General features: G+C 59.4%; 16 protein-coding genes and 1 pseudogene. 4 read left to right on the forward strand and 13 right to left on the reverse strand.

The window, feature by feature from the left end; genetic code table 11:
• Window positions 1–54: 54 nt before the first annotated feature.
• Window positions 55–345: a CDP-alcohol phosphatidyltransferase gene (locus ACKUUJ_RS09105; protein WP_250787203.1), complete on the reverse strand. Its 291-nt coding sequence runs from the start codon at window positions 343–345 to the stop codon at window positions 55–57.
• A gap of 295 nt (window positions 346–640) precedes the next feature.
• On the opposite strand from ACKUUJ_RS09105, the gene ACKUUJ_RS09110 reads away from it, so the two are divergent.
• Window positions 641–1168: a nitroreductase family protein gene (locus ACKUUJ_RS09110; protein ID WP_409065361.1), complete on the forward strand. Its 528-nt coding sequence runs from the start codon at window positions 641–643 to the stop codon at window positions 1166–1168.
• Between the two features lie 95 nt (window positions 1169–1263).
• Here ACKUUJ_RS09110 and ACKUUJ_RS09115 read toward each other — a convergent pair whose 3' ends face one another.
• From ACKUUJ_RS09115 to ACKUUJ_RS09125, 3 genes are all read right to left on the reverse strand, one after another.
• Complete coding sequence (locus ACKUUJ_RS09115) at window positions 1264–1758, reverse strand: hypothetical protein (RefSeq protein ID WP_409065362.1); 495 nt, start codon at window positions 1756–1758, stop codon at window positions 1264–1266.
• A gap of 278 nt (window positions 1759–2036) precedes the next feature.
• On the reverse strand, window positions 2037–3254 hold the full coding sequence (locus ACKUUJ_RS09120) for a helix-turn-helix domain-containing protein (RefSeq protein WP_409065363.1): 1218 nt from the start codon (window positions 3252–3254) through the stop codon (window positions 2037–2039).
• Window positions 3255–3518: 264 nt separating this feature from the next.
• Entirely contained in the window at window positions 3519–4553 is a 1035-nt protein-coding gene (locus ACKUUJ_RS09125) for a YeiH family protein (protein ID WP_409065364.1), read from the reverse strand.
• A gap of 193 nt (window positions 4554–4746) precedes the next feature.
• On the opposite strand from ACKUUJ_RS09125, the gene ACKUUJ_RS09130 reads away from it, so the two are divergent.
• Window positions 4747–5448, forward strand: a complete 702-nt coding sequence (locus ACKUUJ_RS09130; protein WP_409065365.1) for a GntR family transcriptional regulator — start codon at window positions 4747–4749, stop codon at window positions 5446–5448.
• Window positions 5449–5733: 285 nt separating this feature from the next.
• Here the strand turns inward: ACKUUJ_RS09130 and glmS are convergent, their stop codons facing one another.
• The 3 genes from glmS to ACKUUJ_RS09145 all read right to left on the reverse strand — a co-directional run bounded on the left by glmS (window position 5734) and on the right by ACKUUJ_RS09145 (window position 9339).
• Window positions 5734–7581, reverse strand: a complete 1848-nt coding sequence (gene glmS, locus ACKUUJ_RS09135; protein WP_409065366.1) for a glutamine--fructose-6-phosphate transaminase (isomerizing) — start codon at window positions 7579–7581, stop codon at window positions 5734–5736.
• 195 nt (window positions 7582–7776) lie between these two features.
• Complete coding sequence (locus tag ACKUUJ_RS09140) at window positions 7777–8424, reverse strand: amino acid ABC transporter permease (protein ID WP_409065367.1); 648 nt, start codon at window positions 8422–8424, stop codon at window positions 7777–7779.
• Window positions 8425–8457: 33 nt separating this feature from the next.
• On the reverse strand, window positions 8458–9339 hold the full coding sequence (locus tag ACKUUJ_RS09145; protein WP_409065368.1) for a substrate-binding periplasmic protein: 882 nt from the start codon (window positions 9337–9339) through the stop codon (window positions 8458–8460).
• A 484-nt stretch (window positions 9340–9823) separates the two neighbouring features.
• On the opposite strand from ACKUUJ_RS09145, the gene ACKUUJ_RS09150 reads away from it, so the two are divergent.
• Complete coding sequence (locus ACKUUJ_RS09150; RefSeq protein ID WP_409065369.1) at window positions 9824–10936, forward strand: LacI family DNA-binding transcriptional regulator; 1113 nt, start codon at window positions 9824–9826, stop codon at window positions 10934–10936.
• 113 nt (window positions 10937–11049) lie between these two features.
• On the opposite strand, the gene ACKUUJ_RS09155 is transcribed toward ACKUUJ_RS09150, so the two are convergent.
• Window positions 11050–11700, reverse strand: a complete 651-nt coding sequence (locus ACKUUJ_RS09155) for an HAD family hydrolase (RefSeq protein ID WP_409065370.1) — start codon at window positions 11698–11700, stop codon at window positions 11050–11052.
• 173 nt (window positions 11701–11873) lie between these two features.
• Here ACKUUJ_RS09155 and ACKUUJ_RS09160 point away from each other — a divergent pair, with 173 nt between their 5' ends.
• Window positions 11874–12752 carry a hypothetical protein gene (locus ACKUUJ_RS09160; RefSeq protein ID WP_409065371.1) on the forward strand — a complete coding sequence of 293 codons (879 nt, stop codon included), beginning with the start codon at window positions 11874–11876 and terminating at the stop codon, window positions 12750–12752.
• Between the two features lie 427 nt (window positions 12753–13179).
• On the opposite strand, the gene ACKUUJ_RS09165 is transcribed toward ACKUUJ_RS09160, so the two are convergent.
• The 5 genes and pseudogenes from ACKUUJ_RS09165 to ACKUUJ_RS09185 all read right to left on the reverse strand — a co-directional run bounded on the left by ACKUUJ_RS09165 (window position 13180) and on the right by ACKUUJ_RS09185 (window position 16998).
• Window positions 13180–14118 (reverse strand): transketolase family protein, encoded by a 939-nt coding sequence (locus ACKUUJ_RS09165; RefSeq protein ID WP_117757860.1) that lies wholly within the window; start codon window positions 14116–14118, stop codon window positions 13180–13182.
• Entirely contained in the window at window positions 14118–14948 is an 831-nt protein-coding gene (locus tag ACKUUJ_RS09170; protein ID WP_329739108.1) for a transketolase, read from the reverse strand. The genes ACKUUJ_RS09165 and ACKUUJ_RS09170 overlap by 1 nt, the downstream gene beginning before the upstream one ends.
• 64 nt (window positions 14949–15012) lie before the next feature.
• Window positions 15013–15132, reverse strand: a pseudogene (locus ACKUUJ_RS09175) (fructose-6-phosphate aldolase); the annotation flags it as partial.
• A gap of 331 nt (window positions 15133–15463) precedes the next feature.
• A complete protein-coding gene (locus ACKUUJ_RS09180) occupies window positions 15464–16168 on the reverse strand; it encodes a transaldolase (RefSeq protein ID WP_117734851.1) in 705 nt (234 codons plus the stop codon).
• Between the two features lie 92 nt (window positions 16169–16260).
• Window positions 16261–16998, reverse strand: a complete 738-nt coding sequence (locus tag ACKUUJ_RS09185; RefSeq protein ID WP_409065372.1) for a GntR family transcriptional regulator — start codon at window positions 16996–16998, stop codon at window positions 16261–16263.
• Between the last annotated feature and the right edge of the window lie 157 nt (window positions 16999–17155).

Here is a 17155-nt window from a genome sequence, read left to right on the forward strand (position 1 = left end):
GCCGGCGCGGGGGCGGCGCCGGCGGTCACGCGAGAATAGCGATGTATTTGCCCGTTAGGCAGCGACGGCCTCGTAGACCGTTGCGCCCGCAAAGCTGTCGTGCAGGCTCTTGCCGCAGATCCAAGGCAGCTCGACGACCTCGCAGACCGTGTTGACCAGCTCGGAGCAATCAGTAAAGTGGCCCTTATCGTTGAGGGTCTCGCAATCCTGAACACGCCAATAGCCATCGGTGTGCGTGATGTAGTACTCGTGATCGTTGATCGACACGAAAGCGCGCGTCTTGGAACGCAGCAGCTTCAGAAATCCTTCGAAGTCAGTCTCGACGACATCTCCAGCCTGGAACATGATAGTTACCTCCTGGCCCAGCGCCACCACAGCGCATTGATAAACGTTGGTACCCCTTTAGTAAAACCTTTATCAACGGATATGCGCCCATGTTTTAGGCAAGTGGTAAAAAACCGCAGGGTAGACGGGATAAAACGTTTAACCATCTCATTAGCTTCTCACATTCTTGCCGCAGTTTTATGCAAGCCGACTTTTCCGATTGGTGGCTATTGCTGTTTGGGGCCCTCTGCACGATTACGGCTACGGCACGACGGGTAAGAACGGAGCATCTGCAACGTCATCGCTAGGAGAACCCATGGAGACCATCGAAGCGCTCATCCATCGCCGTAGCTGCCGCAACTACAGCGATCGCCCCGTCGAGGCAGAAAAGCTCGCACGCATTATCGAGGCAGGCCAGTACGCGCCGAGCGGCATGGGACGTCAGCCGGTCACGTTTGTCGCCGTTACCGATCCCGCGACCGTCGAGCGTCTCTCGCAGCTCAACGCCCAAGTTATGGGCAGCGATGGCGATCCCTTCTACGGGGCCAAGACTGTTGTGGTAGTGCTCGTCGACCGCAGCGTGCCCACGCACCTGGAAGACGGCTCGCTCGCCATGGGCAACCTGCTTAACGCAGCCTATGCGCTGGGCGTCGATTCGTGTTGGATCCACCGCGCGCACGAGGTCTTTGACTCACCCGAGGGACTGGAACTGCTGGCCAAGTGGGGTCTGCCCGCCGACGGAAGCTTGCGCGGTGTGGGCAACTGCATTCTGGGCTACGCCGAGGACGCACTCCCCAAGGCCAAGCCTCGCCGCGACAACGTGGTGTATGTTCCGCCGTTCTAACGAACGGCGGACCCGTTGACGCTGCGCGAGCCGCATTCACGCCAATCTGACGTTCAATTTCGAGGGCGCGACCAAAAGGTCAGCGCCCTCTCATTTCACGTCACCTTGGCGCAAATGCGGCCCGCTCGCTGTTGGTGCCTGACATCGAGTGAGCCACTGTCTTGGGCAGCTAAAAAGCCCCGTCCCAAATTTGCTGCCCCACTCGCAACTTGTCTTGCCGATGGAGTTGTCGTCGTTTCGTTCGTGTGAGTCGTTTTGGCGCCGTCGTCTTGCTCGCCTTCGTCCTTTTGAGCATCGGCAATGGTGGCAGCAGCTGCGACCATACCGCGCTGGGGCGCCACACCCGTCTGGTCTCGTGCGCCTTCAACAAGCTCCGTGCCAACATGCGCGAGCTCGGGCGATTTGAACATCGTGCCCAGGCTCGCGCCGCCGCCGGCATAGCCAAGCGCCGCGAGCGCGATGACAATCACCGCAACAACGACCGCGATCGGAACGTAGCGATGCCAGCCTGCAGGATTGAGGCCGCTGCGGCGGGCAGCACCGCGGCTAATGTAGCCAAGCGTGCCATCGTGCTTGAGCTTTGAGCCCACCACGCGCCTTCGTCCCCATAACGAGGATTCGGCCTGCATGGCCAAGCGAGCGCTTGCCGAAGGATAGCCATATTTTGTGCGCTTGAACGAGCCGTCGAACCCCGAGGCGCTTTTGCCCCACGTCCGCGAAGTCGTACGTCGGCTGACCGGCGCCGCACTTCGCTTTGTTCGGTTCGGTTTTGAAGTCTCCGCCATACTCCCCCGCACGCCGTAACACAATCGAAACAATGCTTCTTTGGACTGTAGCACATGCGACGCACGCGGTCACGGCGCCTCGCTCAGCGGTCGTTGTCCTTCAGCAGGCGCCATAAAGTCGTGCGGCTTATACCGAGCACCTCTGCCGCACGTGTCCTGTTGCCGTGAAGGTGCTGCAGGACCAACCGCGCGATATCGCGCTCGGTATCGGCCAGTGGACGCAAGATATACAGATCGCTATCGAGCGTCGGGGCACCAAAGGTCGCGGTCTTGATAACGTCCTCCTGGGCGAGCACCTCTTTCGCCACGGCACGCTCCACCGTTCCCGCCCCCACTAATATATAGAGTCGTTCAGAGACTTCACGCAGCTGCAAGTAGTTGCGGGGCCAACGGTACGCATCGAGCGTCTCTACCGCGGCGGCGGACAACATGGGGGCACCCGTCTTAAACATATCTGCCAGATACTTCAGGTAGCACGCAGTCTTTTTCGACGCGCCGCCCTGCTCGGCAATCGCAGGCGCCACGCTCACTGCACATGCCAAGCGCTCGGTCACAAATGCAGCCTGGTCGCTTTCGCCACCACCCGGCATATCGTTTGCCGTCAACACCACATGGCAACGAGTTGCGAGCGCCGTGTCGATCATTGCGGACACGAGCTCGCGCAGGCGCTGGGGCCCAACGGCATGCCAGCCGCTCACGCATAGCGTCAGCCCCGTTTGGAATAGCGGCGATTCGGAACTTTTGAGCAGATGGCGCCAACCGCGATCCGTAAGCTCATCGAGCGCAATGGACACAAAGGGCTGATCGGCATAGGGCCCATCCAGGTACAGGCGTTTTGCAATCTGGTCCTGCCCCGCGCCCAGTTCACCCTCGAGCATAAGGGGCACCCCGCGTGCGTAGCTCTCCCGTACGGGGGCAGCGACCGCTGCCGCATCTTCGACGATGCCGTACGTGCTCGACTCGTAGCGAGCCTCGACTTCGTCGGCATTGAGCCACTCGATGCCCGCATGCGTCGCAGCGGCGCGCACCTCATGCGCCACGACTACCCAAAGCGCTCCGCGCTCCTTGGCCGTCGGGCGCACCGTCAAGCTCAACCGCACGCCCTCGTGGCCCATCACCAGGCGTGCCCCATCGCCCACGCGAGCGAGACGCTCGGAAACAAAAGCAGCGATATCCTGCTCGAGCGCCGCGTCACTCATAGTCGAGATTACAACGCCACCGCGCCCGTCGATTGCCAGCGCCGATGCTCCGGCTGCGGACAATGCCTCAATCAGAATCTGCAGCTTGGCATCGCTGTCCATGGTTCGCCCCGTCTCCAACCGCGGCCTCATCTGAGACCCGGCATCTCAAGTGTTTCAAAATTGAACGATAATGTTCACTAAACACTATAGGGCCTGCGGTGCCTTCTTGCGAGTATATGAATTGCCCCGCATCGCCATCCTGGCGGGGCGATAAGAGCTCTTCGGGACCTATCAACCTGCGGACAAGCCATACCCGCAAGAGCTCCTATCGCTCCACCGTGAGAATGCGCTCGCCAGCACGCAACACGCAAATCAGCTACTTCTCTACCAGATTCCCAGCACGTGCTGCATTCCCAAACTCATGCATGCAATGCCAATCCAGCAGCAAAAGCCCAACGCGATAGGCTTTCCGCCCTTTTTGACCAGCTCGACGATATCGGTATTAAAGCCAATAGCCGCCATGGCCATCACAATAAAGAACTTCGACAGCTCCTTGATGGGCGCCGTAATGGACGCGGGAAGCTGAAGCACCGTGGTGATCACGCTCGCCAGCACAAAGAACAGCACGAACATGGGAAACGCTCGTTTAAGCGAGAACGTGCTTTTGGCGTCGCCGCCGGCCTTGCGCGCCAGATGCATCTGCCAGCATGCGAGAACCAACGTAATGGGAATAATGGCCAGCGTCCTGGTGAGCTTAACCACCGTGGCGCTCTCGAGCACACTGGCGCCGGGATGCATGCTGTCCCAGGCGCTCGCCGCAGCCGTTACCGACGAGGTGTCGTTGATGGCGGTGCCGGCAAACAGGCCAAAGCCCTCGTTGGTCAGCCCGAGCATGCCGCCGAGTGTCGGAAACACGAGCGCCGCGATAACGTTAAACAGGAAGATGACCGAAATGGCTTGGGCAATCTCGCGATCGTCGGCATCGATGACGGGCGCGGTCGCAGCGATGGCCGAACCGCCGCAAATCGACGAGCCCACACCCACAAGCGTCGCAATCTTGCCCGGCACGTTCATAACGCGGCAGAGCACGAAGGCGATGACAAGCGAGGTCGAGATCGTCGCCACGATAATCGGCAGCGACTGGGCGCCCTTGGACAGAATCTGGGAGAGGTTCATGCCAAAGCCAAGCAGGATAACCGCGTATTGCAAGACTATTTTAGACGTATAGGTGACACCGGCGGCGAGCTGCTCGCGGCGATTCTTGGGAAAGACGAGCGCCAGGACCATGCCAAAGAGGATGGCAAATACCGGCCCGCCGACCACCTCAATCTGTTTGCCGAGCAACGTCGCGGGGATGGCGATAATCAGGCAGAACAAGACACCCTTCCAGCGCTCGCGTACGATATTTGCCAGTTGCATATGGGATTCCTTCTTTCTATTTCACGTTTGCGACGGCTTATGATACGGCAACATTGGGCACAGCTCTGCGCAAACAAAGACTAAGAAGCCGCAATAGTTCTTAGGCAACAGCCGAATTACCCACCGCGGAGAGCTGATTCGCGGCATAATTAACAGCTGATATATGAGTGTGATAGAACGGTTGTGAGGCACTATGGAAGAATCGATGCACGTCGGCGAGCAGGAAACGAGCCTACAGGACCAGTCCTACCACACCATTCGACGCAAAATCGTCTACCTGGACTACAAGCCGGGCGAAAAGCTAGGCGTCAAGCAGCTTTGCGACGACCTGGATATGGGGCGCACCCCTGTGCGCGAGGCACTGGTGCGCCTGGCGCAAGAGGGCCTGGTGCGCACCGTGCCCCAAAGCGGCACCTATGTCTCGCCCATCAACCTCACCTTTGCCGAGAGCGCCTGCTACATTCGCGAACACCTGGAAAAACAGGTGATTGTGGAGTGCTGCGCCCGTGCCACCTCGGCAGGCATCGAGCAGCTCGACCAAGCCATCGCGCTGCAGGAAAAGGCCATGGCCGAAGAGGATCGCATCGGATTCTTTTTAAGCGACAACCTCATGCACCGCATGATCTTTAGCATCGCGTGCCGCAGCACCGTGTGGTCGTGGCTCGAGGCGACCAATGCCGACCTGGAGCGCTTCCGCTGGCTGCGCGCCGCCACGCAGAGGCTCGACAATCAGGAGATTGTTAACGAGCACAAGCAAATCCGCCGCGCCATCGCCGGCCGCGACCCCATCGAGGCGAGCTTTTTGGTCAGCAAGCACCTGCATATGATGTTCCGCAACCAGACCGAGGTCCTGGACCAATATCCCAAGTACTTCGAGACCAGCAAGCTCCGCTAACCTGCCAAAAAGGGACAGGTTTATTTCGGCAGGTTTTATCTGGGCAAATGCAACAAGGCCCGGCTCCGCCGCAACGGAGCCGGGCCTTGTTGTTGGCGCGTTTCGACAACAGAGCACTCGATGTCAGTCGTCAACAGCGAGCGAGCCGCATTTGCGCCAAGGTGACGTGAAATGAGAGGGCGCTGACCTTCTGGTCGCGCCCTCGAAATTGAACGTCAGATTGGCGTGAATGCGGCTCGCGCAGCGTCGACCGGTCCGCCGTTCGGCAGAACGGCGGAACAACAATTACTCGACAGTAACGCTTTTCGCCAGGTTACGAGGTTGGTCAACGTCGCAACCGCGCAGGATGGCCACCTCGCGGGCGAGCAGCTGCAGCGGAACGCTCGCCGTGATGGGGCTGAACACGTCACGGATGGACGGCACGCGAATGATGCAGTCGGCAATCTTGTTGATTTCCTCGTCGCCCTCGGTAGCAACGACGATGACCTTGGCGCCGCGAGCCTTGCACTCCATGAGGTTCGACACCGTCTTATCGTACGTTGCGCTCTTGGTTGCCACCGCGATGACAGGGAAACCCGGATCGATCAGCGCGATGGGGCCGTGCTTCATCTCGCCGGCGGCATATGCCTCGGCATGCAGGTAGCTGACCTCCTTGAGCTTAAGCGCGCCCTCATAAGAAATGGCGGCGCCCATGCCGCGACCCACGAACAGCGCGGACTGCGCGTCCTTGCACACAAGCGCGGCCTCGTGCACGGCCTCGGTCTGCGTATCCAGGATCCACTGAATCTGCTCGGCCGTATCGGAAAGCTCGCGGAACAGCATGCGCGTCTGCTTGGTGGTCAAGCGGTACTTGACCTGCGCCAGCAGCAAGGCCAAAAGCGTGAGGCTCACGACCTGACCGATGAAGCTCTTAGTCGAGGCGACTGCAATCTCCTTGTTGGCCTTGGTGTAGATGACGCCGTCGCTTTCGCGCGCCACCGGGCTGCCCACCACGTTGGTGATGCCAAAGACCTTGGCGCCCTTGATGCGCGCATCGCGAATGGCGGCAAGGGTGTCGGCCGTCTCGCCCGATTGGGACACGGCCACGACGAGCGTCGTCGGCGTGATGATGGGGTTGCGGTAGCGGAACTCGCTAGCCGCCTCAACCTCGGTAGGAATACGAGCCCAGCCCTCAATAAGGTTCTTGGCGATGAGTCCGGCGTGGTAGCTGGTGCCGCAGGCAATCACATATACGCGGTCGATATCGTTGAGTTCCTCGAGCGAAAGGCCCAGCTCGTCGATATCGAGCTCACCGGCAGGGGTCATGCGGCCCACCAGCGTGTCGCGCACCACGCGCGGCTGCTCGTGAATCTCCTTGAGCATAAAGTCGGGATAACCGCCCTTTTCGGCCATGTCCAGGTCCCAGTCGATATGGGTGATTTTGGGCTCGATAACGTTGCCGGCCTCGTCGGTATACTCGACGCCCGCGGGCGTGAGCTTGGCAAACTGACCGTCTTCGAGCACCACGACATCGCGGGTGGCATCGATAAGCGCGATCACATCGGAGGCAACGTAGGAGCCGGTCTCGCCCACGCCGACCACAATCGGGGAGTCCTTGCGGGCAACAGCGATCACGCCAGGTTCGTCGGCGCACACGGCGGCCAGGCCATAGGCGCCCACCACGTGGGTGCAGGCCTCGCGCACGGAAGCCATCAGGTCGCGCGTCTCGGCATAGGCCTCTTCGATCAAGTGCGCGAAGACTTCGGTATCGGTCTCGCTCTTAAAGTGATGGCCGCGGCCCTCCAGCTCTTCGCGCAGCTCGGCGAAGTTCTCGATGATGCCGTTGTGGACGATGGCGATGCGACCATCGCAGCTGGTGTGGGGATGGGCGTTGACAACGGAAGGCTTGCCGTGAGTGGCCCAGCGGGTATGGCCGATACCGCAGGTAGCGTCGCTGTCGATATTGGAAAGCTCGCTCTCCAGGCCCGCAACCTTACCCACGCGGCGGATGACGTCGAGGTGAGCCGCGGCGCCCTCGCCCACCTCGAGCGCGACGCCCGAGGAGTCATAACCGCGATATTCCATACGCTTAAGGCCCGTGACCAGAATGTTCTTTGCAATATCAGAGCCGGTGTAGCCGACAATTCCGCACATAGGATAAATCCCTTCGCTCGCGTGACTGCAAAACGCCCACGCACGACGGGCGCTGAGACGTATAACGTCCGAGTATTGTACTCACACAAACGCAAGCTGATATACCAGAAGTGGTATCTTAAACTGGATACCACTCGATGCACACACCCTACCACCACAACGGTGACAGGCACCTTTGCGGTGGTTGGCACTCCCCTAGGGACGCAGGCGGCGCTCGAGCCGATTGCCCAGGGCCGTGAGTGCCATAACAATGACGTAGTAGACCACGGCCACCACTAAAAACGGTTCAAAGGCTCGATAGGTGAGCGCCTGCACGCTCTGGGCGGCGCGCATCATATCCATCAGGCCGATGGTTGCCACCAGCGAGGAGCTCTTGAGGACCGTGATCACTTCGTTGACCAGAGCAGGGGCAATCGAGCGCATCGCCTGCGGAACGATGATCTTGCGCATCATGGGAACATAGCGAAGCCCGATGGCCCGAGCGGCATCGTACTGCCCCCGGTCAACGCCCTCGATACCACCGCGCACCGTCTCGGACACCGTCGCTGAGCCGTTGAGCCCCAGTGTAATGGCACCGGCGGCAAACATCGAAATTTTGAAGCCCGTGAGCTGCGGCGTCGCAAAGTACGCCAAAAAAAGTAACACGATGAGCGGCACGCCGCGAAAGATAGAGGTGTAGAAGTTGAGCACCGCACGCAATGGGCGACAGGGCAAAACCTTGAGCACGGCAATGAGAAAGCCCAGGACGAGTGCTATGGCCAGCGCGGCGGCCGTCACCTGACAGGTCACGACCAGGCCGCTCATAAACATCGGTATATATGGTTCTAGCAGTTCAAACTTCATCAGCATGCCCTTGGCGCGCGCCTCACCGGCTCGCTATTTTCCGGCAACCGTCGACGTACCGGAAGCGGAATAGTCGCCGTTCCACATGAAGTCGGCGCCCACATACTGCTTGATGCAGTCATCGATGGTGCCGTCCTCGAGCATCTCGCCGATGCATTCGTCAAGCGCCGCGACAAATCCGGCACCCTTCTTGGCCATCAGGCGGTACACGCCCACGTGATCGCTCGTCTCGGAGCGATCGAGCAGGCCCAGCACCAGGCCCTCATTCGCATCGCGCATGGACTGGCCCTCGGCGCCGTCACACAGGTAGGCATCGATGCGCCCGGCGAGCACCTCTTGCAGGCACTGGTCGCCACCGTCGTACGTGTGAATATCAGCATCGGGCATGACCTTGGCGATGAACTTGTTCTGCACGGTACCGGTGGTGCAGGCGATAGACTTGCCGGCGAGGTCCTCAACGCGCTTGACGGGATCGCCGCCGAGCGTGAGAACGCCCACAAGCGGCTGATAGTAGCCGCGCGTGAAGTCATAGGTCTGCTCGCGCTCTTCGTTGGAGCTCATCGCCATGGTAAAGGCCTTGTCATCGCTCTGCACCGATGCAAGCGTGGCGGCAAAGTCCTGCGGCTCAAAGTCGTAAGAAAAGCCCAAGCGCGAGGCCATCTCGTCAGCGATAGCGATGTCCAGGCCGACAACCTTCTGCTTGCCGTCCGACTGCGTCTCCAGATAGCGATAGGGCGCAAAGGCATCGTCGCCCACAAAGGTGAGCTTAGTGCCCTTGATATCGTCGCCTGTAACCGCGGCAGAACCAGCGGCAGAGCCCTTGTCGGCGCCACTGCCAGCGCAACCGCTCGCCGTAACCATTGCGGTACCGGCGATTAAACCCAGGAAATCACGACGAGAAACAGCGCGAGTCATACCAAAGCCTTTCAATCTACGTTCAAAACGGCTTCCATTGTAGACACTCCACCGTTTAACGCGCAGCCCAGCCGCGCCAAAACCACCACAAAGGGGACAGGCACCTTTGTGGTGGTTCGGGTGTCTGACAACAAGCTCCGCCGAAACGTCTCAATCTGTAACATCTGGGGCGCCGAAAGAGGGCTTGCTGTTACAGATCGAGATTTTCCGCCCGGCCCCGGCGATCTGCCTCAATCTGTAACAGGTAGGTCTTGCTTTGTCGTCCAGATGTTACAGATCGAGACAATTGAAGGGCCAGGCAACGCGACCACCGCAAAGGAGGCAGCGCGCTGCGCCACCCTTGCGGTGGTGTGGTCTGGGCTTCGGTGTTTGCCCAGATAAAACCTGCCAAAATAAACCTGCCCCCAATTGACAGGCTTTGACACCCTCGGGACGGGCGATGCTACAATCTGACTCGTACTTGAAACGTATCAAAGGGGCCGCTATGGCAAAGGTAAAAATCAGCGACGTCGCGCGCGAGGCAGGAGTCTCGCTGGGCACGGTATCCAACGCGCTCAACCACCCCGAAAAGCTGCGCCCCGAGACCCTCAAGCTCATCAACGAGACCATCAATCGCCTTGGCTACCTGCCCAACCAAAGTGCTCGTCAGCTCGCGGGCGGCGCCACCAAGTCCTTTGGCCTGGTCCTCCCCCGTCTCGACCATGGCTTCTCGCTCCAAATTGCCAGCGGCGCCCATAACGAGGCCCGCAAGCACGGCTATGACCTGCTCATCGCCAACGCCGATAACGACGACATCCTCGAGGACCACTACCTGCGCTATTTTATGGGCACGCAGATGTCCGGCGTCATGGTTCAGCCTATGGCGTCCCCCGATTGGCACCCCGCAATGACCAAGATGCCCGTGCCGATCGTCCATCTGGACATCCACTGCTCCGAACCCGGTTACTACGTGGCCGCCGACAACGAGGCGCAAGGGCGCATTATCGCCGAGCTCGCCATCACCCGCGGCGCGCGCCATATCACCGTTGTGGGCAGAGCGGCATTTATGCAGCTCACCCTGCGCGTACTTGGCATTCATAAGGCCCTCGTCCTGCATCCCGATATCAAAATTGAGGTCATTGACGCCGGAGAATGGAATACCGCTGCCGATGGTTACAGCATCGGCGCTCAGATTGCCGAGCGCTCTACCGGCGAGCGTCCCGATTTTGTCATCGGCCTTACCGATGTATTGGCCTCGGGCGTTATCTCGGCGTTGACCGACAAAGGCATCTCCGTCCCCGAACAGGTTCGCGTGGCCGGCTGCGACGGCAACCCGCTTGCATGGAGCGGGTCGGTCCCCCTCACCACGGTGGCACCCCCGGGCTACGAGATTGGCCGCAAGGGTGTCCAGCTGCTCATGGAGCAAATCGAGAACAAGGCGCCGGCAAAAACCAAGCACATCCGCATTGGTTCCGCAGCGAGAACCGTTACTGCGGTCACAGCCGCCGAGGACATCAACCGTCAGGAACTCGTGCGGCCGTTCCTCTTGGAGCGCGCCAGTACCCAGGCGAGCAGCCAAGCCGAAGTCACGGCCATCAACCTCGGTGCGTATCTATAGCACGTCGGCCAGTATGCCAAAACGCCGCTTAAGCAAAAGAGGCCCGACCATTGCCGGACCCCCTTTGCTTAAGCGCAAAGACGGCCAATTGCTCGTTTCAGCTCCGCAATTGTCTAGCGCACGGCCTTGACCGCCGCCGTCAGATCGAACAACGTATCGAGCACGGCCTCGCAGCCATCCACCACGTCCTGCGGCAGCGGCACGATATCGGGAACGGCAAAGACATGGCAACCGGCCGTGATACCCGAGACGCAGCCGTTGCGCGAATCCTCGACCACGGCACATTCCTCGGGGGCAAAGCCCGCGCGATCGCAGGCGAGCAGATACATCTCAGGGTCGGGCTTGCCGTGCACGACGTCCTCGCCGCAGGTCACCGTTTCAAACTTGTCAAAGAGGCCGACCATCTTAAGGTTGCGCTCGGCCGTAACGAGGCGCGACGACGTTGCAAGGCCCACGTGATAGCCCGCAGTCAGCAGCTCGTCTATGCACTCGGCGGCGCCGGCCTTTAGTTCCAGTTCGGTCTTGACCATCTCGTCGCGAATCTCCTTGTGGCGACGATAGATCGCCTCGGTGGTTTCGTGGCTGCCATAATGCCTATCGAGGATGTCCATAACATCGGGCAGCGTGCGGCCGATAAACTGATGGATCAGCGCTTCATCAATCGCGAGCCCCAGCTCAGCGGCGCCTGCCTTCCAGGCCTTAATCCCCAAACGCTCGGTATCGACCAGCGTTCCATCCATGTCAAAAATAACAGCCTTGATCATATCGGTCCCCCATCGACTCTCGCTGTCGCGTTGCTGTAACTCTACCGCATTTGGCAACTTGTATATAACGTATATACCATATTGCACTTTCGTTACATAGGTAGAAGTCTTATGGCAAGTAACGCATTAGGATTATAGTTTTCGATTGAGCACTCAACGATAAGGAACGTTTCATGATTTTAGACACCACGGCACCCGCAGAGGAGCTTCAAGACAAGCTATCGGCGCTCGAACAGCTGCTTTTGGCATACGGGCGCGTGGCTATCGGGTTTTCCGGTGGCGTCGACAGCAGCTTTTTGGCCGCCGTATGCGCCCGCATCATGCCTACCAATACCCTCCTCGTCCATCTCACCACGCCGCTCATCGGCACGCCCGAACAGGCCTCGTTTGAGCGGTCCGTTGATGGACAAGCCAATGAAGGGGCGCATTTTAAGCTCCCCGTGCTCAATCTTTCGGTCGATCAGCTGCAGCTCCCCCAAGTAGCCTGCAACGATGCCAATCGCTGCTACCACTGCAAGCACGCCGGCTTTACCGCCATCGTCAACCACGCCAAGTCGCTCGGCTTTCCCACCGTCATCGATGGCAGCAATGCAAGCGATCGCGGTGACTACCGCCCCGGCATGCGTGCGGCAGAAGAGCTCGGCGTACGCTCACCCCTTATGGAGGTCGGCTTTACCAAGGACGAAGAGCGCGAGCTGCTGCGCGCATGGGGCTATCCCGTTTGGAACCTACCGGCGGGAGCATGTCTTGCCACCCGCGTCCCCACGGGCGAGGAGCTTACGCGCGATAAAGTCGATTTAATCCGCGCCTGCGAGGATTACCTGCACGATCTTGATCTGGCACAGGTACGCGCGCGTTTGATCTGCGGCTGCATGCATATCGAGGCCGCACCCGCAGATGTCGCCAAGATCGCTGCCCTCGGTGGCAACGCCGTCGATGCCGAGGGCAAAACCCCGCTGCCCGCCGTTATCGAGTCCGCGCTGCGCGAGCTGGGCTGCGGCCATATCTTCCCCGAGGTCACCCCCTACATCCACGGCAACATGAATCTTTAGGTTACGCCGTTTTACAAACGGCGTAACTGCTCGGCGCTGCGCGGGCTCCGGGCACGGCAATCTGACGTTCAACTTCACGGGCGCGACCAAAAGGTCAGCGCCCGCTTGTTTCACGTCACCTTACCGCACCCGGAGCCCGCTCGCTCGCACATGCTCAACCTGGACTGCGTTAACTGACCTACCAAAAAGGGACAGGTTTATTATGGTAGGTTTTATCTGGGGAAACGCAAGCAGGGCCGCGACACCCATATGGCGTCGCGGCCCTTTTCCTTGGAGAAGAATCGATTGATTGAACGGGATGACCGTTCTAGTCTTCGAGTCCGCTATTGATGAGCTCCGCAATCTCAACGGAATCGATGCTCGCGCGAGACGGTGGCATGCCCGATCGTCACTTGGTTGGCAGATATAAACCCCGTGGGAATCTTCCTTACAACACGGACCTGACCGCAGCCTCGATACCGTCGGCGTCCAAACCGTACTTGTGCAGCAAATCGACCGCAGGGCCGGACTCGCCGTACACATCGCGCACGCCGACGCGTCGCATCGGCACCGGATGCTGCTCCGCGAGCACCGAGGCCACGGCCTCGCCAAGACCGCCGATAATCGAATGTTCCTCGGCGGTGACCACGCGACCGGTCTTCTTGGCGCTGGCAACCACCAAACGCTCATCGAGCGGTTTGATCGTATGCATGTTGATGACCTCGGCATCGATGCCATCGGCAGCGAGCGCCTCGGCTGCCTCAAGTGCCTCGGCGACCATGAGGCCGCATGCGACGATAGTCACATCGGACCCCTCGCGCACGACCACGCCACGGCCAATCTTGAACTCATAGTCCTCGCGGTCGTTGATGACCGGTGTTGCCAGACGGCCGAAGCGCATGTAGACCGGCCCCTCAAATTCATACGCAGCGCGCACGCAAGCACGAGCCTCGATGTCATCGGCGGGAACGATCACCGTCATACCCGGAATCGTGCGCATGAGCGCGATGTCCTCGCAGCACTGATGCGTAGCGCCGTCTTCACCGACCGAGATGCCCGCATGCGTGGCGCCGATTTTGACGTTGAGGTGCGGGTAGCCAATGGAATTGCGGACCTGCTCGTAGGCGCGACCGGCGGCAAACATGGCAAAGGTGCTCGCAAAAGCAACGCGGCCCGTGGTCGCAATGCCGGCGGCAAGCCCCATCAAGTTGCTCTCGGCAATGCCGGCGTCGTAGAAGCGCTCAGGGTGCGCAGCCTTAAACTTGCCGGTCTGCGTGGCGGCGGCCAAGTCGGCATCGAGAACCACAAAGTCATCGCGCTCATTGCCCAGCTCGACAAGTGCCTCGCCATAGCTAACGCGCGTAGCGACTTTCTTGACGTCTGCCATTAGAGCTCCTCCCCTGCTGCTGCGAGCTCGGCCATGGCCTGCTCAAACTGTTCATCGTTGGGCGCCTTGCCGTGCCAGCCCACCTGGTTTTCCATAAAGGAGACGCCCTTGCCCTTCACCGTCTCGGCGATAACGGCCACAGGTGAGGCGCTCACTTTGCGAGCCTCGGCAAAGGCGGCGGCAATCTGCGCCATGTCGTTACCGTCGGCGAGCTCGATCACATGCCACTTAAAGGCGCGGAACTTGTCGGCAAGTGGCATAGCCGAGTTAACTTCGTCGATACTACCGTCAATTTGCAGGCCATTGTGATCGACGATAGCGACGAGGTTATCCAAGTCGTGGTTGCCGGCGAACATGGCCGCCTCCCACACCTGGCCCTCCTCGCACTCGCCGTCGCCCAACAGCGTGTAGACGCGGTAGCTGTCACCCCAGTGCTTTGCGGCGAGCGCCATTCCAACCGCGGCGGAGATACCCTGACCGAGCGACCCGGTAGACATGTCGACGCCCGGCGTGTCATTCATATTGGGATGGCCCTGCAGGCGGCTGCCGATATGACGGAGCGTCTCGAGCTCCTCCTTGGGAAAGAACCCGCGCTCGGCGAGCACGGCATAGAGTGCCGGAGCGCAGTGTCCCTTGGAGAGCACAAAGCGATCGCGCTCGGCGCGGCTCGGATTCGCCGGGTCGACATCCATTTCCTCAAAGTAGAGGTAGGTCATGATGTCGGCGGCGCCAAGCGATCCGCCCGGATGCCCCGACTTGGCGGCGTGAACCGCAGTCACGACACCCTTCCTGACCTCATTGGCGACCTTCGCCAGCTCCTGGTTGGTCATACGAATTCCTCTCTTGAGAACAACCCCGGCACTGGATGATGCGATGTCGGGGCAATTCACTCGTTTAAGCCCGCGCGACGACCTTTTCCCAGCCATCCTCGAAGGAGGCGAGACCTTGATCGGTCAGCGGGTGGTGCAGCCACTTCTTGAGCGCGGCCATAGGCACGGTCGCGATGTCGGCGGAGTCAACGTCTTCCTGCGTCAGCTCCTTCTCGATACCCAGGCCGCCCTGGCCTCAACCTTGTGCTCAATGCCACAGGCGGCGCATTCAATTTGAATCGTCTTCTGAGCCATATACGTGTGGGCGATACCCACGGTACAGACGGCACCGCCTGCGATCCTCATTTTTCAGATGGCGTGCCAGACGGAAATTTCACCCTAAAACACAAAAGCCCCAAGTCAACAAAAGCTAGGAGCCTTTGCCAACTTGGGGCATTACGAGTCGCCGCCGTACAGGCAACGACGACCCTTACTCCTTCTGCCATCAACCGATATGGACGAATCGGCTTGTCCGGTTACGGCAGGATGTGGAATCCAAGCGTTTCGATATCACGCGCGAAACCCTTAACGGTGTCGAGCGAATACTCCATGAGGTCCTTACCGACGTTCTTGCGCTTGGCCAGGATGCCGTTGGGAACGGTAATGATCTGGCATCCCACGGACTCGGCCTGATAGATATTCAGCAGCTCGCGGGTAGATGCCCAGAGCACCTCACACTGCGGCTTTGCCGCGGCCTTTTTGACAGACTCAGCCATCAACGGCAGCGGATCAACGCCGGTATCGGCAATACGGCCGGCAAAGATAGAGATGATAGACGGCGTCTCAGCGGAGACAGCGTCCACAAACTCATCGACCTGCTCGGGAGTAAAGATCGTCGTAACGTTTACCTTAATGCCGTCAGCGGAAAGACGTTTAACGAGCGCCGCGGTCGACTCACCCTTGGTATTGAGTGCGGGAATCTTGACATACACATTGTCAGCCCAAGTCGCAATCTCGCGAGCCTCGGCCTCCATGCCCGCCTCATCGTCCGCAAAGACCTCAAACGAAACCGAGACATCGGTGATGTGCTCGAGCACGGTCTTGGCGAACTCGCGATAATCGGTCACGCCACCCGCCTTCATAAGCGATGGGTTAGTCGTAAAGCCCTGAACGTTACCGTTCTCGGCCATGTCGAGCATGCCCTCGAGATTGGCACCGTCGGCAAATACCTTGATTGCCATAATGTACTCCTTACATACATGATGATATAGAAATGTACGGACTGAATTGTTTGTCAAAAGCGCCGCCGCATCAGAGTGGAACGGAGAGCCCCTTAATCGAGTTCGATCTCGAGGCGGTAGAGGTCGGCGCGGTAGAACGACTCCACATACTCACGGGGCACATTCTGCTGGTCATGAGAAACCCTCGTAATGTTGAGCAGCGGAGCACCAACGCTGATGCCCAATAGCTCGGCCTGCTCGTCGGTAGCAACGCAAGCTCCAATCTTTTGGCTCACACGGCTCCAGCGAATATCGCACGAGTTATTGAGATAAGCGCGAAGCGATTCCTTGGAAAAGTCGCGCTCCGCAATATGCGGGACATAGCCGTCTTCGTAATAAATCGTCTCCAGATAGAACGGACGATCGCCCGACACGCGCACACGGCGAAGGCAGAAGGCCTTTGTGCCCTCAGCCAAGCCCAGCTCGCGGGCAACGTGCTGGGGCATGGTTACAACGCCAGACTCAATCAAACGTTTTTGCGGCACTGCAAACTCGTCCACATTCTTTTTAATATAGCTCGAGACACGCTTAGGCGAGCTAAGTGGCACGTTGGCAATAACCTCGGATCCGCGGCCGCGCTTCTTCTCAATCAAGCCATTATTAGAAAGCAGCTCCATCGCTTTGCGCGCCGTTGCACGCGAAACGTCATAGCGCTTCATAAGATCGCTTTCGGAGGGAATGTAGTCGCCAATCTTGTAGGCACCGCTCGTAATTTCCTGGAACAGGATATCGTACAGCTGAGAGTACAGCTGTTCCTTGCCGCTAAAATCGAGCTCAGACGTTTCGGTCATCATCCCTCCCCTATCTGGAACAGTTCTCTAAATCCTTGACATCAGGCGCTGTCTTTTAATAGATGTTATCTGCAAAATCTCAAAAGACACACATCGATAACCCTGCCCGCGCATATTTCATTCCAGCCGAGCATACTTCACCAACTCACCGCTAGCT

Origin of the sequence: Collinsella sp. wc0583 (assembly GCF_046116915.1) — a bacterium.
Classification (GTDB): domain Bacteria; phylum Actinomycetota; class Coriobacteriia; order Coriobacteriales; family Coriobacteriaceae; genus Collinsella.

Bases quoted from the DNA above. Each gene is read 5' to 3' on its own strand.
- glmS (WP_409065366.1), bottom strand. From the start codon at position 7,581: ATGTGCGGAATTGTCGGCTACACCGGCTCTGATATTGCAAAGAACATT.
- ACKUUJ_RS09110 (WP_409065361.1), top strand. From the start codon at position 641: ATGGAGACCATCGAAGCGCTCATCCATCGCCGTAGCTGCCGCAACTAC.
- ACKUUJ_RS09125 (WP_409065364.1), bottom strand. From the start codon at position 4,553: ATGCAACTGGCAAATATCGTACGCGAGCGCTGGAAGGGTGTCTTGTTC.
- ACKUUJ_RS09105 (WP_250787203.1), bottom strand. From the start codon at position 345: ATGTTCCAGGCTGGAGATGTCGTCGAGACTGACTTCGAAGGATTTCTG.
- ACKUUJ_RS09120 (WP_409065363.1), bottom strand. From the start codon at position 3,254: ATGGACAGCGATGCCAAGCTGCAGATTCTGATTGAGGCATTGTCCGCA.
- ACKUUJ_RS09150 (WP_409065369.1), top strand. From the start codon at position 9,824: ATGGCAAAGGTAAAAATCAGCGACGTCGCGCGCGAGGCAGGAGTCTCG.
- ACKUUJ_RS09155 (WP_409065370.1), bottom strand. From the start codon at position 11,700: ATGATCAAGGCTGTTATTTTTGACATGGATGGAACGCTGGTCGATACC.
- ACKUUJ_RS09170 (WP_329739108.1), bottom strand. From the start codon at position 14,948: ATGACCAACCAGGAGCTGGCGAAGGTCGCCAATGAGGTCAGGAAGGGT.
- ACKUUJ_RS09140 (WP_409065367.1), bottom strand. From the start codon at position 8,424: ATGAAGTTTGAACTGCTAGAACCATATATACCGATGTTTATGAGCGGC.
- ACKUUJ_RS09180 (WP_117734851.1), bottom strand. From the start codon at position 16,168: ATGGCAATCAAGGTATTTGCCGACGGTGCCAATCTCGAGGGCATGCTC.
- ACKUUJ_RS09165 (WP_117757860.1), bottom strand. From the start codon at position 14,118: ATGGCAGACGTCAAGAAAGTCGCTACGCGCGTTAGCTATGGCGAGGCA.
- ACKUUJ_RS09130 (WP_409065365.1), top strand. From the start codon at position 4,747: ATGGAAGAATCGATGCACGTCGGCGAGCAGGAAACGAGCCTACAGGAC.
- ACKUUJ_RS09185 (WP_409065372.1), bottom strand. From the start codon at position 16,998: ATGACCGAAACGTCTGAGCTCGATTTTAGCGGCAAGGAACAGCTGTAC.
- ACKUUJ_RS09145 (WP_409065368.1), bottom strand. From the start codon at position 9,339: ATGACTCGCGCTGTTTCTCGTCGTGATTTCCTGGGTTTAATCGCCGGT.
- ACKUUJ_RS09160 (WP_409065371.1), top strand. From the start codon at position 11,874: ATGATTTTAGACACCACGGCACCCGCAGAGGAGCTTCAAGACAAGCTA.